Origin of the sequence: Blautia sp. MSK.18.38, assembly GCF_024460535.1 — a bacterium.
In the GTDB taxonomy this organism is placed as follows: Bacteria; Bacillota; Clostridia; order Lachnospirales; family Lachnospiraceae; genus Blautia_A; species Blautia_A fusiformis.
Genome location: NZ_JANFYP010000043.1, coordinates 1 through 15,199 on the forward strand (window position 1 = coordinate 1; position 15,199 = coordinate 15,199).

Below are 15,199 nucleotides of genomic sequence, written 5' to 3' on the forward strand. Positions count from 1 at the left end.
AGATTCCCTCTCTGTCCCATCTCTGAAGCGTTTTTACAGAAACACCTAATAATTCAGCAAAATCTTTTGGTTTATAATTTGTGATATTTGATGTGTTCATAATATACCTCCATAAGTATATTTAAACACATTTAATATCTTTTTACAATATATTTAGTTACTTATATCATCCTCCTGCGCTTACCCAGCCTCCGAACAGTTCCGGTGCAAGGTCGATCTCACAGGCATCCAGCACATCTTTTAGCTGTGAAGGATTGCTGACACCGGTTACAGGCACAGTCTGGAATGGCTGATTGAAAAAGTATGCCAGAGACAGGGCCTGCAGGCTGTGGCCGGTTTCTTTCTGCAGCTTTAACAGCTTCTGATAGGTGCGAAGGTTTGTCTCGTTCCAGTAGGATCTTTTCATACTTTCTGAAAGACCTGTGATCTGTGTTTCCTTCTCCCGCATCCAGGATGCATCCACCTCTGCATCTGTACAGGAAAGCCCCATTTTCTGAAGTTTTGAAAAAAATCCCATTGCAGTGGAAGAAAACGGAACGGAAGCAGCGCCTGTCTCACAGTGCCACTGATATTCTTCCCTGGAAAACTCCACAAGTGTAGGATCCGGATTTGTATTTCCTCCGGGATTGATTCCTGCAAGACTCCACTGATTGGATACTGCTGTGATCCCTGAAAGATTTCGTTCTCTCAGACACTGAGCAATTTCTTTCAGCCTCTCTGTGCGGTAATTGGAAAATCCATAATAACGGATCCGGCCTTCTTTTTTCAATTCTTCCAGAATATCCACGATTTCCTCTACCTGTTTCTCCGGATCATCTCTGTGAAGCCAGTAAAAATCCATCTCATCTTTTCCCAGTGTGCGGCAGCTCTCATCCAGGTCCATGCGGATATCTTCTTTGTTCACTCTGCTGCGGCCCGGATCCTCAAAGGAATAGTGCGCGCCCTTCGTTGCCACAATAACTTTTCCCTGCATGCCACTCTCTTTCAGCCATTTTCCTATGATCTTCTCACTGCAGTTTCCATGTCCTTTTAGCCATTTGCAATAGACATTTGCCGTATCAATAAAATTTCCGCCTGCCCATACAAAGGCATTCAGAATCTCAAAGCTTTTTTCCAGGTCTGATTTATCTCCAAATCCTGCTGTTCCGAGGCAGATAGGACTGATGTTCAGCTCTGTATTGTTCAGCTGTATATATTTCATCTACGTAACCTCCCGTATTCATATATATCTTTTTCTATTATAACTTTTTTCCGTAGATCCGAACAGTATATTTCCCAACTATCCATATACTATGGCACAAAAAAATCCTCCGGCACATGCATGCCGGAGGATTTGATATTCCGTTATCTTAACAATATGATTTATTTGTAAAGTGGTCCATAGTTCTTGCAAGCGCGGAAGTCTGCACCCTCTTTTTCCATACCGAATGCGTTCCAAGCTGCCGGACGATAGATATCCTTCTCAGGAACGTTGTGCATGGATACCGGGATTCTCAGCATAGAGCACATTGTGATCAGGTCTGCACCGATGTGTCCGTAGGAGATCGCACCGTGGTTAGCACCCCAGTTGTTCATTACATCGTAAGCTGTTTTGAACGGTCCCTCTTTGCCATCGCATCTTGGAGCGAACCATGTACATGGCCATGTGTAATCTGTACGTTTCCAGAGCTTGTCAGATACCTCTTCCGGAAGGGCTACTGTCCATCCCTCTGCGATCTGAAGAACCGGTCCAAGTCCTTTTACAAGGTTCAGACGGATCATAGTTGCAGGCATCTGAGCACGTGTTTCATAACGGCTGGAGTATCCGCCTCCACGGAAGTATCCGTTGTCGGCCATACACCACTCTGTATTGTCCATGATTGCTTTCTGGTCTGCCTCTGTAACATCCCACCACTGTTTCATAACTGGTGTTCCGTCAGCCTCTTTAGCCTGTCCGTTAGCATCCAGGCAAGCAGCACCGGAGTTGATCAGATGAAGGAATCCGCCAGCTTCTTTGGCAACACCCTCAAGGTCATATCCTGTAGCTTTCTTAACTGCCTCCGGGCTCCAGTATGTACGAACATCAGCGAAGATCTGAGCACGTCCTGTAAGAAGTTTCATGAACAGCATTCCAAGTCCGTTGAGAACATCGTTCTCTGTAGCAAGGATGTACGGCTCACGAGCGCCATTCCAGTCGAAGGATGTGTTCAGCATAGCCTCTGCGAAGTCACCGTTCGGATAGAAGTCTGTCCACTGTCTCTGACCCTGGAATCCAGCTGCAAGAGCATTGTGTCCGATTGCTTCCTCGGAGAATTCCGGAGCAAGATTATCACAGCCGTTCATCAGCTCTTTGATGATAACTGCCATCTTAACAACAAACTCGAACTGCTCCTCTTTCTTCTCTGGTGAGAACTGAAGCTCTTCCGGGTTCTTGTCCCAGCCGATCTTGCAGGTCTCTTTTGCCCATTTGAGAGCTTTCTCAAACTCTTCGTGATCGTAGATACCCTCTGTCATACGACGGATGATCTCTACCTCATCAACAGACTCAACTCTCATTCCGAGATAGGATTCGATAAAATCAGAATCGATGATAGATCCGCCGATACCCATTGTTACAGAACCGATCTGCAGGTAGGATTTACCTCTCATGGATGCAGCTGCAACTGCTGCACGGCCGAATCTTAACAGTTTCTCTTTAACGTCTTCCGGAATGGATGTGTCGTCAGCTTCCTGAACGTCATGTCCGTAGATACCGAATGCCGGAAGACCCTTCTGTGCATGTGTAGCAAGAACGGATGCCAGATATACAGCACCAGGTCTCTCTGTTCCGTTGAATCCCCATACAGCCTTGATGGTCTGTGGATCCATATCCATGGTCTCAGCTCCGTAGCACCAGCATGGTGTAACTGTAAGAGTGATATCTACACCCTCTTTACGGAATTTATCCGCACATGCAGCGCTCTCACCAACACGTCCGATGGTGGTATCAGCAATAACAACTTTTACAGGCTCACCATTTGAATATTTCAGGTTCTCCTCGAAAAGCTTTGCTGCGGATTTGGCCATGTTCATAGTCTGATCTTCCAGAGATCCTCTTACATCGAGGGCTCCTCTACGTCCGTCGATGGTTGGTCTGATACCGATAACCGGATAGCTGCCTACTAATCTGCTCTTTGCCATAGTAACAATTACCTCCTAAATTTATATTCACTATTATAACTTACTGTTTTTTTACGTTCCAACAACTCCTGTCTGAACTATGCTTTTATTATACGATTGCATCTTTTAAATTACTTGTGTTATAATAGCAAAAAACAGTACAATATTCACTTTTTCATATGAGTTCCTAAAAAAACTATAAAATTTAAGAAAGAAGGGTTGTATTTTGCACGATCTTGGAAGAAATGAGGACAGACTTCGAGGTACCTATGAATTTCCTTTTGAATTCCACCACATTGACAGCAGCCATCCACGCTATGTCATGTCCTACCACTGGCATGTAGAATGTGAAATCATGCGTGTATTACAGGGCACTCTCACCGTCACTTTAGACGAAAAAAGTTTTACAGCAAAAGCCGGAGATGTGATTTTTGTCAATAGTGGAGTTCTGCATTCCGGAATTCCTCAGGATTGTATCTATCAGTGCATTGTTTTTGATATGAACATGTTTCTGAAATTTAATTCCGTCTGCACAGAATATATGCAGAAGATCAGCCACCAGGAGCTGCTGATCTATCACCATTTCACCGAAAAGCAGCCTGATATCCAGAGAGCGGTGAACTCTCTTTTTGATTCTTTCTGGCAGAAGAAGCCAGGATATGAGCTGGTTGTGTTTGGACAATTTTACCACTTTTTCGGATTGGTTTTTGGTAATCATTACTACCTGGAAAGCCTGCGGAAAACCAGACGAGATTACAAGCGCATTGTCCAGCTGAAGCAGGTCGTGGAATTTATTGAAAAGAACTATGCCAGCCCCATTACCCTGCAGGAGCTTTCCGCTTCGGTTTCCATGTCTCCCAAATATTTCTGCCGGTTCTTTTCCGAGATGACGCATCAGACACCAATGGATTACCTCAACCGCCAGCGGATCGAGCAGGCCTGCTGCCAGCTGGCTACCACCGATGATTCCATCACGGAGATTGCCTATCGGAATGGCTTTAATGATCTGAGCTACTTTATCCGTACCTTCAAAAAGTACAAGGGGATCACCCCCGGCAAATATAAAAGACGCTGAAATATTTTTCCACGTCTTAATGGCACATACCAGAGTATTACATGACAAAAAGCAGGATTTCGCACATATTGCGGATATCCTGCTTTTTGAGGAATTGGGCTGTTTTATGTAAATACAGCTTTTTCGGCCTGGCGGAGAACAGTCATGCCGGAACGGATTCCCGTTTTGCAGACGGGCTATGTTCATGTCTTTATGAATACATGCTACTCTTCTGTATGAGAAAAAAAGCCGGCAGGGCAGATTTTCTGCATGAAAAAGCCGACGCAGATCGTGAAGGAGCTTGATCTCTGTTCACGCAGTGACCAGCACCAGATTATGTCTTAATTGAAAGCGGATACGATCATCCACCTCACTGCTTGCTTCTGACCAACGGATATCTCACACAGTCGGTCCATCTACTCGAAGGGATTCCACTGCTGCATAGAACTCTGCTTGCGAAATGCCTATACGCTGCACCGGAACGTGCAGCAGAAATATGATACAGTTAAAAACGATCCGGCCGCACTATAGCCGCCGGATGTTTCCTGCTTGTCTTATTCTAACAAATGTCTCTTTAAAATGCAAGAAATTTCAGAACATTTCGCTCTTCATTTTCCGACGGCAAAAGTCTATTTCCTACAGATTTTTCACCGCGTCTATAAACCTTTTTCCGTATTTTTCGTACTTGTGCCTGCCGACTCCTGTCACATTCAGCATTTCCTCCTCGTTTCCGGGCTTCAGAATGCACATATGGATAAGGGTTTTGTCGGAAAAGACCATATAAGGGGGGATTTTTTCCTCTCTGGCGATCTCCAGGCGAAGAGCACGGAGCTTCTGAAAAAGGGGCTCATCCTGTTCTCCCAGCTCCCCGACTGCAGATTTTGGAAGTCTGCTCCGTTTCTCTTTTTTCTTCGTCTCCAGCTCTTTTGACATTTTCATTGTGAGGATATGCTCCTCCTCCAGAAATGACTTGGAAGCGGCAGTCAGCTTCACTATCGTATATCCGTCATCCGTCAGATGAAGATATTCCTTCAGTACCAGATAATTAAAGATCTGCCGCAGCCGGTGTGCCGGAATCTTTGCACAGACTCCATATTCCGGATTTCCATCCATCTCATACTGCCGGATCTTCGCCGTAGATGCGCCGCGCAGAGTATCCAGGATCACGTTCACTCCGTATCTCTGACCACTGCTTTCCACGCACCGGATCATTGCCCTGGCCTCCTGGCTCACATCCTGCTCTTCAAACTCGGTCTGGCAGTTCAGGCAGTTTCCGCAGTAGCTTTTTCCGTATTCCCCAAAATATTTTAGGATGTACTCACGCAGACAATCATGGGTAAAGCAGTAAAAGGTCATCTGCTTCAGCCTCTCCTGATCACGCTCCCGGACAAGGCGCCAGGCTGCCGCTTCCATTTCCTGGTTATCCTGTCCTCTCTCGATAAGATACTGATTGGTAACCACATCCTTCCCGCTGTAAAGCAGGATACATTCCGCAGGATCGCCGTCACGGCCCGCACGGCCTGCTTCCTGATAATAGCCTTCCATGTTCTTCGGCATATTATAATGAATGACATAACGTACATCGGACTTGTCGATTCCCATTCCAAATGCATTGGTGGCTACCATCACACGACAGCGGTCATAAATAAAATCATCCTGATTGTTCCGGCGTTCCTCATCGGAAAGTCCTGCATGATATCTGGTGGCCGTGATGCCGTCACGGATCAGCTTTCCGCAGACCTCCTCCACCAGCTTTCTGGTAAGACAGTAGATGATTCCACTGTCGTCCGGATGCTCCAGTATGTAATCGTGTACTTCCTTATATTTATCTTTCGGTGTTTTCACTGCAAAATAAAGGTTTTCCCGGTCAAATCCTGTGGTTGTGCAAAAGGGATCCTGAAGCCCCAGAAGTCTTGCAATATCCTCCCTGACCTCCTTCGTGGCTGTAGCTGTAAATGCACCGATCACCGGTCTTTTTGGAAGCTGTGCCACAAACTCTGCGATCTTCAGATAGCTTGGCCGAAAATCCTGTCCCCACTGTGATACACAGTGTGACTCATCCACTGCGATCATGGAAATATCCGCGCTCAGCGCAAAATCCAGAAACGCCTCTGTGGTAAGCCTCTCCGGTGCTACATAGATGATCGGATATCGTCCTGCCTTTGCATAGCGCAAGGCTGTGAAATACTGCCCCTGCGTCAGAGAGCTGTTGAGGTATGCTGCTGAGATACCGACCTGGTTCAGGCTTCTCACCTGATCCTTCATAAGGGAGATCAACGGTGATATTACCAGTGTGATCCCCTTCATCATCAGTGCCGGTACCTGATAGCAGATTGATTTTCCTGCGCCGGTTGGCATCACTGCCAGAACATCTCTTCCTGCAAGAAGCGCGTCGATCACCGCTTCCTGCCCTTCTCTGAAAGTATCATACCCGAAGTGGGTCTTTAAAAGTTCCTGTTTCGTCATAAATCGACATGATCCTTTCTGTTACGTTCCCACCGGAACTGTAACGCTTCTCTTTTTCATTGTCGAATCGCTGCTGTTTTCCGAATATTTTATTTTAACATATTTACAGATAAATTGCCAATTGATACAAAAAAATCACAAAGCACTTCCTCCCTGGTTTCCTGTTATAATGATATAAGAGAAAGAGTCTGTTTATACTGTTCCGCAGCAGAGGACCATGAATTCATGGAGTACCCGGGCCTCTGTTCAGTAACAGCCGGTATGCTCATAAAAAAAGGAGGTTTGTTATGTGTAAAAGAAAAATAAAAAACATCGAAGCAATTTTTTTCCTGTTTCTTTTTTCCGTTATTGTGCTCCTGCTTCCCCAGGATGCCCACGCCAGAGTCCGGGTCGTGACCAAAGGAACCACTTCCACTATCCGTGATACCGACGGTGTGATCGAAGATGAGTCTTCAGACATTAATTTCCCGATCAACATCAAAAATGCAAACTGCCAAAAACGGATCTATGCCGTGACAGTCCGTGTAAGCTTTTATTCACCCAAGGGAGTCATCCCAAAAAGCACCACATTTTCTATCGATGGGATCAATGTGGTTAAGCTGAGCACTTCAAATTATACACCGCTGGCATACAAGGAAACCTTTTTCATCTACGATGACAACATAGAGGATGGCTACTTGGAGTTCGATTTCGGCAATAAAAAATGTCCGGTACCGGTAGACTGTGACTATGAGGTTACCATCAAACAGGCAGTGCCTGAAATTTTTATCACCAACAACAATTATCTGAATCAGAGCATCCGAACCGGAAAAACCACTTCCATCGGAATCGAGATTTCTGATCCCTACGTAAAAACCATCAGCAAATCAAAATTCAAGGTTACTTCTTCCAACAGCTCTGTTCTCAAGGTACAAAGCATCACTCAGGATTCCAAAAAACGCAGCCGTTTCACAGTTACCCTGAAGGGCATGAAAGCCGGATCCGCAAAGATCACTTTATCCTATCCAAAGGCCGCAGCCTGTAAGCTGACCGGAAAAGTAACCTCGTCTTCAAAAACCGTAGCAACCTTCCGCGCTTCCAAAACTACACTCAAGGTTGGTTCCAAGGTCAGCATGCGTTCCCTTATCAATCTGAAGGGTGGTACCAGTCTGACCATCAAAAATGCAAACTCCAGCAAGCCTTCCGTACTTGCCATTTCCGGAAACTATCTCGTCCCAAAGAAAAAAGGGTCAGCCACGGTTACCGCAAATTTAAACGGTGTCAATCGTAAGATCACTATTACCGTATCCGCACCGGCCGCCAAACCTACCGTCAAAAATCTGAAGATCAGTGTTGCCGGTATCAAGTATGGTCCCAATGACATGAAGACCTATTATACCTTAAAATTCACCAATACTTCTGCGAAAACCGTCACCACCGCAAAAGTAAAGATCACCACCGGTTCCGGTATCTATGACCAGATGTACTGGACCAAGAACCTGACACTGAACCTGAAACCCGGAAAAACCATGACAAAAACCTATTTCATCCAGAACATGGTCCAGGCACCGGAAAAAAGTGATATTTCCGTTAAATGTCTGAAGATTAGCTGGAAGTAAATAATTCAAAAGGGACGTGCCGCAGTATTGATTTAAAAATCATCACTGCAACACGTCCCTTTTATTTATTCTCTCTGAGCTGTCTATACGTTTTGTTTTTATCCTACAGTACCTCATTCAGTACCTGCAGTCCATACTCTGCGAGGCTGTTATCCTCTTCGCCGGTACCGCCGCTGATACCAAGACCGCCGATGATGGTGTCTCCAACCTTCAGGGGTACACCACCTCCGAATATCACAATATTGTCACTCATTTTTCCAAGACCATAAAAGGTCTGACCCGGCTGTGTCAGTCTGGAAAGCTCCATGGTGGACATCTTCACTGCAACCGATGTATAAGCCTTCTTCAAAGCCACCTCAAAGCTTACAAGAAAAGATCCATCCATCACATGAACCGCAACTGGATTTCCATCCGGGCTGCATATCGCAATTACAGAAGGCTTGTTTCTTCTCAAAGCTTCCTGCTCGATCTTCTCAATAAGCCTCTTGGCAGAATCCAATGTGATACGACCCTGGATACCCATACGCTTCAGCACTTCCTGGATCATCGCCGTGTTTGCTGCTATACTGTCATTCTGTGCCATCGCCGTATTTCCTCCCACTGCTGTCGTCACAGTCCCATTCTGCACATCAAAAGCCTGTACATCCCTTTTCTGCACCATCTGCGAATCCTGTGCTCTTACATCCACCGCCGATGTACCCGCTGCAACATCCGCACTACTTCCAACAGTTCCTACAGCCTCTACCCCAACATTAGCTTCAATCCCAGCAGTTTCTGCTTTCACAGATTTCTGAACACTTCCAGAAATATCTGTCTTCTTCTCTTCGATCTTCGCAACATCCACATACCTTGCCAGCACATAAAAATAATCTGACAGACGGTTCATATATTTCTTGGCTCCGGTATCCGATCCAAACTTCACACTGACCAGCGCAAGCTCTCTCTCAGCCCTCCGCGCCACAGCTCTTGTCACATCGATCTCAGCCGCAACTCGGGAATCCCCCGGAAGAATCGGAAGCCTCTCTCCGGAAAAAATCTCTTTCATCCGGCCAATCTCCTCCTCCAGAAGCTCCGTCCGGTCTTCACTGACCTTAAACTCCCGATTATAAGGATCAGAAACCCCATCTATGATCTTCTTCAAAGTCTCCGAGATCTTCTCCAGCATCCGGACAACATCCACATCATCAACCAGAACCCGCACAAGCCCAATATGACTCATCAGCTCCTCAACTGACCCCATCAGACAAATCCGATCATCCGACTTTGAAACATTCTTCGTATGGGAAAGATCCGTCATCCCCTTATCACCATACCCGGTATAAACCTCCATCCCAGCTCAACCTCCCAGCAACTCCTGATAAATAATCCCACCCATATCAGACCAATTTTACAATCCTCGAAATGCTACGCATACCACAATCATCCCGGCAAACCAGGCGCGGCGTCCACAAACGCGCCCACGTATTCCACGCAAACGTAACACACACCACAACCATCCCAGCAAACTAGGCGCGGCGTTCACAAACGCGCCAGCCTCCGCCAAAACGTCACACATTCAAGGCGCCCACGGCGCCCCATCGGCACAACGTTCAACCCGGAACAACCGCAGCATACAGGCACAAGTCAATACCCTTCCGCCCGTCACAGTCAAGCACTCTAAAAAAAGCCCGAGGGGTGTGCAGAGGGGCCGCGGCTTTGCGGCCCCTTTGCGGTTTTCATCTTTTATCAAAAAGACCAAAGTTTAGTATAAATCTTAATAATATCCTCTTTCTTCGGTACACGCGGATTTGCCGCTGTGCAGGCATCCGCAAGTGCCATATCCGCCATCTTATCAACCGCCGCAAAATAAGCATCCGGTGTGATCGTCTTCATCTCTTCGATGGTAAGCGGGATATTCATCTCTTTCTGCATAAACTGAATCCAGTTTACAAGAGATCTTACGCTCATAACTTCGTTATAATTGCTCAGTCCAAGAAGATGTGCAATATTGGAATATCTCTTTACTGCCGGAAGATATTCTTTCTGGCTTCTGCTGCGTTTGTTGATATTTGCATTATATTCAACAATATGCGGCAACAGCATCGCATTAGCTCTTCCGTGAGGAATATGGAAAATAGCACCCAGCTGATGAGCCATACTGTGAGTAATTCCAAGACCTGCTGCATTGAAGGAAAGTCCTGCCAGACAGGACGCTACATGCATCTTCTGTCTTGCATGCATATCATTACCGTCAACATATGCACGATAAAGATATACGCCACAGATCTCGATTGCTTTCTCTGCAAGTGCAGATGTAAACTCATTATGGTTGATGCTGACATAAGACTCAATTGCATGAGTCAGAACATCCATACCCGTATCTGCTGTAATCGCAGGCGGAACACTGCGTACAAGCTCCGCATCCAGAATTGCCTCATCAGCGGTCAGGCTGTCTGAGATCAGCGGATACTTCACATGTGCTTCTGTATCATTTACAACTGCAAAAGAAGTAACCTCGGAACCGGTACCACTTGTTGTAGGAATGGCAACCAGTCCGACTTTTCCGTAATTATTGATCTTCAGGGCAAACTCACGGATTGCCTTGGAAGAGTCGATGGCAGAACCACCACCTACTGCAACAATAGCTTCCGGCTGATACTGAAGGAATTTCTTAACTCCTTCGGCAATTTTTCCAACCGGTGCATCCGGAACAACATCACAGAAAATATCAAATTCTTTTCCACCTGCCTGAAGCGGTTTTGTGATCATATCGATCATTCCGCTTTTTACAACAAACGGGTCTGTGATAACAAGGACTCTTTTGTATGGAATATCTCTCAGTCTTCCCAGGGCATCAGCTCCAAAATGGATGGCTGTTTTCATTTCAAATGTATTCATAGAAACTGCTCCCTCTCGTCATACCGGAACACAGGTCTCTTTTGTCTGCCTGTGGCCGGATAAAGTAAAGCGGATCTCCGCATTCCGCATACACTGCATGCTCATGAACACAATCGTTTTCCGATATATGTCCAACCTATTTCGGGTAGATGCATTCGATCTTATGCGCGCTGAAATGCTTCAGCCACTTTTCAGACGGTTTTTTGTCTGTGATGACCGTCTCGATATCCCGCAGCTGTCCTGCCACGGAAAAAGCAGTCTGATCAAATTTTGTGCTGTCTACCACCAGAATACGCATTTTTCCGGAATTGATCATGGCTTTTTTGGTTGTTCCAAAGGCTTCTTTGGATTCCATGATCCCCATATCCTCGTTTAATGCCTTACAGGAAAAAATAACCTTGTCCACATAATAAGAACGGATCACTTCCTCGGTTCTGGCACCAAGAAATGCAAGATATCCTTCCTTCATCACTCCACCGGTGGAAATAATATTCCAGCCGGATACATCCGAGAGCTCCAGAAGGATCTCCATAGAATTGGTAACAACGGTGAGACGTTCTTTTTCTTTCAGCGCCTTGGCCACAAAAACTGCCGTTGTGCTGGCATCCAGAAAAATGTGATCTCCGTCATTCACCATGGAAGCAGCAATCTCCGCCATTTTCTGCTTTCCCTGTACATTCTGGTTTTTACGAACATTAAATGGTAAATCAATACCGACATCTTCGTTGATCACCGCACCGCCATAACTCTTTGTGGCAAGTCCCTCTTTTTCCAGCTTGTCCAGATCACGGCGGATGGTTTCTTCTGAGACACTGTAAAGCTGGCTTAGTTCACTTACAACAACCCTTTTCTCTTCCTGTAATTTCTCGAGAATCAGATTTCTTCTCTCTAATGCTAGCATAAGATGCCTCCTTTTCAGATGTCATTGCAGGGATACCCTTCAAAAGGATATCCCTCAGATATAAAGACAATATTAAAGGATCGTATCGATCATTCTCTTGTCCGGATGAGCGATCACTGAGGAATCCATGTACATTCCTTTTTCAGCTACCAGCTCTTTTGCTCTTTCGATAGAAGCCTCCACTGCAGAAACCTCGCCGGTAAGAAGCATGTATGATTTACCGCACATACCCTTGGCGATACGAAGCTCGATCAGATCAACGATAGCTGTCTTAGCTGCCTGATCTGCCGCCTCGATGATAGATGCTGCATCATAGGTCTCAAGAATTCCCAGGGCACTAATCTCCTCGACCTGTGTGGTTCCGTAGATTGCCGGGAAAATGGACTCATGTGGATTGCCCAGTACAAAACTGTCAATACATTTGTCCTCGTATGTTGTTACAGCTGTGTCTACAGCAGCTTTTACTGCGCTTAAATCTCCGGTGATAATTGCAATATATTTTCCCGGACATACTGTCTGCGCCTCCACGATCTCTACTTCAGATGTCTTAACCATGGCATCTGCTGCAGTGATACCAGCTGGTGTGGTTTTAAACTCAATCATTCCGATTGCTCTACTCATTTTGTGCACGTCCTTTCTAATTTCTTGCAATTACAACATGGCGGTCTGTCACTTCTGTAACCTTACCGCTGATGGTTGCATGGATTCCGACACTTAATCCCTGTGCAGGCTGTGCGATCATCTGGCCTTCTGTTACCATATCGCCTACATTTACGATTGCCTGTGCCGGTGCACCGATATGCTGGCTTAAGAGAACCTTTACCTTCGATACGTTTACAAGTTCTTCCTGAAGCGGTGCATCCTTGTCATATTTGGTAAGTCCCAGACGTGCCATCAGACGCTCCTCAGGAACCTTGCGGTATTCTCTGGACTCCTGAACCGGCTTCGGCTGAACACCCTGAGGTGGTCTGATCCCTGCCTTACGAAGTCCGCCCTTCATATCTGCAAGCAGTGTTCTCGGAGCCAGGCTCTGCGGACACGCATACATCTCGCAGACACCACAGGAGCTGCAGAATGCAGAATTGATATAAGGATTTACATTTCTGAAATCCTGATTGGATGCTGCCATCATGAACATTGCCGGATCGATCGGGTGTCCCAGATTATGTCTCGGGCAAAGATCTGTACATGTATGGCAGTGGCAGCAGATCGATGCTGCTCTCTTCAGATCTATAGAAGAAGTCCGCTGCTTCTTCATGACAATAACATGGTCCTTTGGAAGAACCAGGATTGCATTCGTTGTTTTTGTAACCGGGTCTGAACCATTTCCGATACGTCCCATCATCGGGCCGCCAACGAAATATACAGGATCCTTTACAGTTGTACCGCCTGCCTGGGCAACAACCTCTTCCAGTGTACATCCCAACGGAACCTTCACTGTAACAGGGTTCTCAACCTCAGCAACAACGGAAACATATTTACATGTGACCGGTTTATGTTCTTCTACCGCGCGGTATACATTGTAGAGAGTCTCTACATTAAATACGGCTACTCCCTGCTCGATCGGCAGTCCTCCGGGCCGTACCACACGTCCGGTTGCCTCATAAATAAGAACAACCTCATCACCCATCGGATAAACCTCATCCAGAAGATGGATCTTAACCCTCGGGAATTCTTCAATATGCTGATTTAAAGCATTGATCGTCTGTACATAAGACTTTTTGATTCCGATAATGGCCTGTGAAGCTCCTACCGTCTCCGCAACCATATCGAATGTTTTCATGATCTCGTATGCGTGCTTCTCCAACAACTGTCTGTGAAGTTTCAGTAATGGTTCGCACTCTGCACAGTTCATAAGAATGGTATCCGCTTTGTCTGTCAGTTTCATGTATGTAGGGAAACCTGCTCCACCTGCTCCGACAACACCATTCTCCTGCATAATTTTCTGTAATTCTTTGATATCCATGGCGTTACTCCAATCCTGCACCGTCGTCTACGATACCGACGATGGCGGCATCTACCGGTGCTGTTTCTACGCCGCAGCCAATTCTTGCTGCGCTTCCTTGTGCCACCAATACATATTCGCCGATTCCCGCACCGATGATATCAATAGCGACAATCTGGCTGTGCTCGGCTTTCATATGATGCACCGGCTCCACGATCATGAATTTATTTCCTATCAGTTTTTCACTTTTTCGTGTGGAAACAATACTTCCAACTACTTTGCCTACGATCATATGAGCCTCCGTTTTTCTCTATATCCTCTGCTGGGGATGCCGGAAATGGCATCCCCGAAGGAGGAATATTATTTGATTATGGTAACTGTATTGCCTGTGGCAATTCTTGCTGCATTTGCTTCATCTGTATCAATATGCATTTCCAGTGTAAAGCTGTCATCAACACGGATCTTAACCTGATTAAAGATCGTTCCGCGCTCATTGTCAGCTTTAACGGAAACAACATCACCATCATGTACACCCGCAGCCTGGGCATCCTTCGGAGCCATGTGAATGTGACGCATAGCCACAATACATCCCTCTTTCAGATAAATGGCACCTTTCGGTCCGACGATGGCGATCGGTGCACTTCCTGCAAGATCACCGGACATACGTACCGGAACCTTCATTCCCAGCTTGATCGCATCTGTTGCGGAAACCTCAACCTGTGATTTACTGCGGACAGGTCCGAGGATCCTTACATTCTCGATCGCACGGAGCTTCAGTCCCACAATGGTAACTGTTTCGTTGGATGCAAACTGTCCGCCCATCAGATCCTTTTTCTTTGTGAGCTGATAGCCTTCTCCGAACAGCGCCTCCACATGCTCCTGTGTCAGGTGAATATGTCTTGCGGAAACTCCGATAGGAACAACGAAACCATTGCCCTTGTCTTCGTTTTTGTTGATCGCATCGATCACCATTTTTGTGATCATTTCAATATTATTCGTTTCCAAGAGTACACCTGCTTTCTTTCGGTTTCATGACTGAACTTAACTCAAAACACACCGGCCGGAAGCCTTAATGGCCCTCAGGCCGGTGCGTCTTGGAACTGATCAGTTAGATTATTTAAGAACCGGAAGGATTTTCTCTACGTCTGTATGAGGTCTCGGAATTACGTGTGTAGCTACAAGCTCTCCAAGTCTGGATGCTGCTGCGCTTCCGCTCTCTA

General features: G+C 46.1%; 13 protein-coding genes. 2 read left to right on the forward strand and 11 right to left on the reverse strand.

What is annotated here, in order from left to right:
• The 3 genes from NE638_RS16800 to NE638_RS16810 form a co-directional block, all read right to left on the reverse strand.
• Positions 1-85 (reverse strand): MerR family DNA-binding transcriptional regulator (locus NE638_RS16800; protein ID WP_173740748.1); only part of this gene is annotated, 85 nt, incomplete at its 3' end.
• An 81-nt stretch (positions 86-166) separates the two neighbouring features.
• Positions 167-1,201 carry an aldo/keto reductase gene (locus NE638_RS16805; protein ID WP_173746774.1) on the reverse strand — a complete coding sequence of 345 codons (1,035 nt, stop codon included), beginning with the start codon at positions 1,199-1,201 and terminating at the stop codon, positions 167-169.
• A gap of 161 nt (positions 1,202-1,362) precedes the next feature.
• The gene (locus tag NE638_RS16810; RefSeq protein WP_015525941.1) at positions 1,363-3,159 is read right to left on the reverse strand and encodes an L-fucose isomerase; all 1,797 of its coding nucleotides are present in this window, start codon (positions 3,157-3,159) and stop codon (positions 1,363-1,365) included.
• A gap of 205 nt (positions 3,160-3,364) precedes the next feature.
• On the opposite strand from NE638_RS16810, the gene NE638_RS16815 reads away from it, so the two are divergent.
• Positions 3,365-4,213: an AraC family transcriptional regulator gene (locus NE638_RS16815; protein ID WP_173739765.1), complete on the forward strand. Its 849-nt coding sequence runs from the start codon at positions 3,365-3,367 to the stop codon at positions 4,211-4,213.
• A gap of 615 nt (positions 4,214-4,828) precedes the next feature.
• Here NE638_RS16815 and recQ read toward each other — a convergent pair.
• Positions 4,829-6,658: a DNA helicase RecQ gene (gene recQ / locus NE638_RS16820; RefSeq protein ID WP_173746776.1), complete on the reverse strand. Its 1,830-nt coding sequence runs from the start codon at positions 6,656-6,658 to the stop codon at positions 4,829-4,831.
• 287 nt (positions 6,659-6,945) lie between these two features.
• On the opposite strand from recQ, the gene NE638_RS16825 reads away from it, so the two are divergent.
• A complete protein-coding gene (locus NE638_RS16825; RefSeq protein ID WP_173746777.1) occupies positions 6,946-8,256 on the forward strand; it encodes a hypothetical protein in 1,311 nt (436 codons plus the stop codon).
• Positions 8,257-8,359: 103 nt separating this feature from the next.
• Here the strand turns inward: NE638_RS16825 and NE638_RS16830 are convergent, their stop codons facing one another.
• The 7 genes from NE638_RS16830 to NE638_RS16860 all read right to left on the reverse strand — a co-directional run bounded on the left by NE638_RS16830 (position 8,360) and on the right by NE638_RS16860 (position 14,951).
• Positions 8,360-9,586, reverse strand: a complete 1,227-nt coding sequence (locus NE638_RS16830) for a cob(I)yrinic acid a,c-diamide adenosyltransferase (protein ID WP_173746779.1) — start codon at positions 9,584-9,586, stop codon at positions 8,360-8,362.
• Positions 9,587-9,981: 395 nt separating this feature from the next.
• Positions 9,982-11,133, reverse strand: a complete 1,152-nt coding sequence (locus NE638_RS16835) for a 1-propanol dehydrogenase PduQ (RefSeq protein WP_015525945.1) — start codon at positions 11,131-11,133, stop codon at positions 9,982-9,984.
• A gap of 136 nt (positions 11,134-11,269) precedes the next feature.
• Entirely contained in the window at positions 11,270-12,034 is a 765-nt protein-coding gene (locus tag NE638_RS16840; protein ID WP_092070138.1) for a DeoR/GlpR family DNA-binding transcription regulator, read from the reverse strand.
• Between the two features lie 72 nt (positions 12,035-12,106).
• Positions 12,107-12,655 (reverse strand): BMC domain-containing protein, encoded by a 549-nt coding sequence (locus NE638_RS16845; protein ID WP_015525948.1) that lies wholly within the window; start codon positions 12,653-12,655, stop codon positions 12,107-12,109.
• A gap of 16 nt (positions 12,656-12,671) precedes the next feature.
• Entirely contained in the window at positions 12,672-14,000 is a 1,329-nt protein-coding gene (locus tag NE638_RS16850) for a 4Fe-4S dicluster domain-containing protein (RefSeq protein WP_015525949.1), read from the reverse strand.
• Between the two features lie 4 nt (positions 14,001-14,004).
• Positions 14,005-14,271 (reverse strand): EutN/CcmL family microcompartment protein, encoded by a 267-nt coding sequence (locus NE638_RS16855; RefSeq protein ID WP_015525950.1) that lies wholly within the window; start codon positions 14,269-14,271, stop codon positions 14,005-14,007.
• A 68-nt stretch (positions 14,272-14,339) separates the two neighbouring features.
• On the reverse strand, positions 14,340-14,951 hold the full coding sequence (locus tag NE638_RS16860) for a phosphate propanoyltransferase (RefSeq protein WP_373152625.1): 612 nt from the start codon (positions 14,949-14,951) through the stop codon (positions 14,340-14,342).
• Between the last annotated feature and the right edge of the window lie 248 nt (positions 14,952-15,199).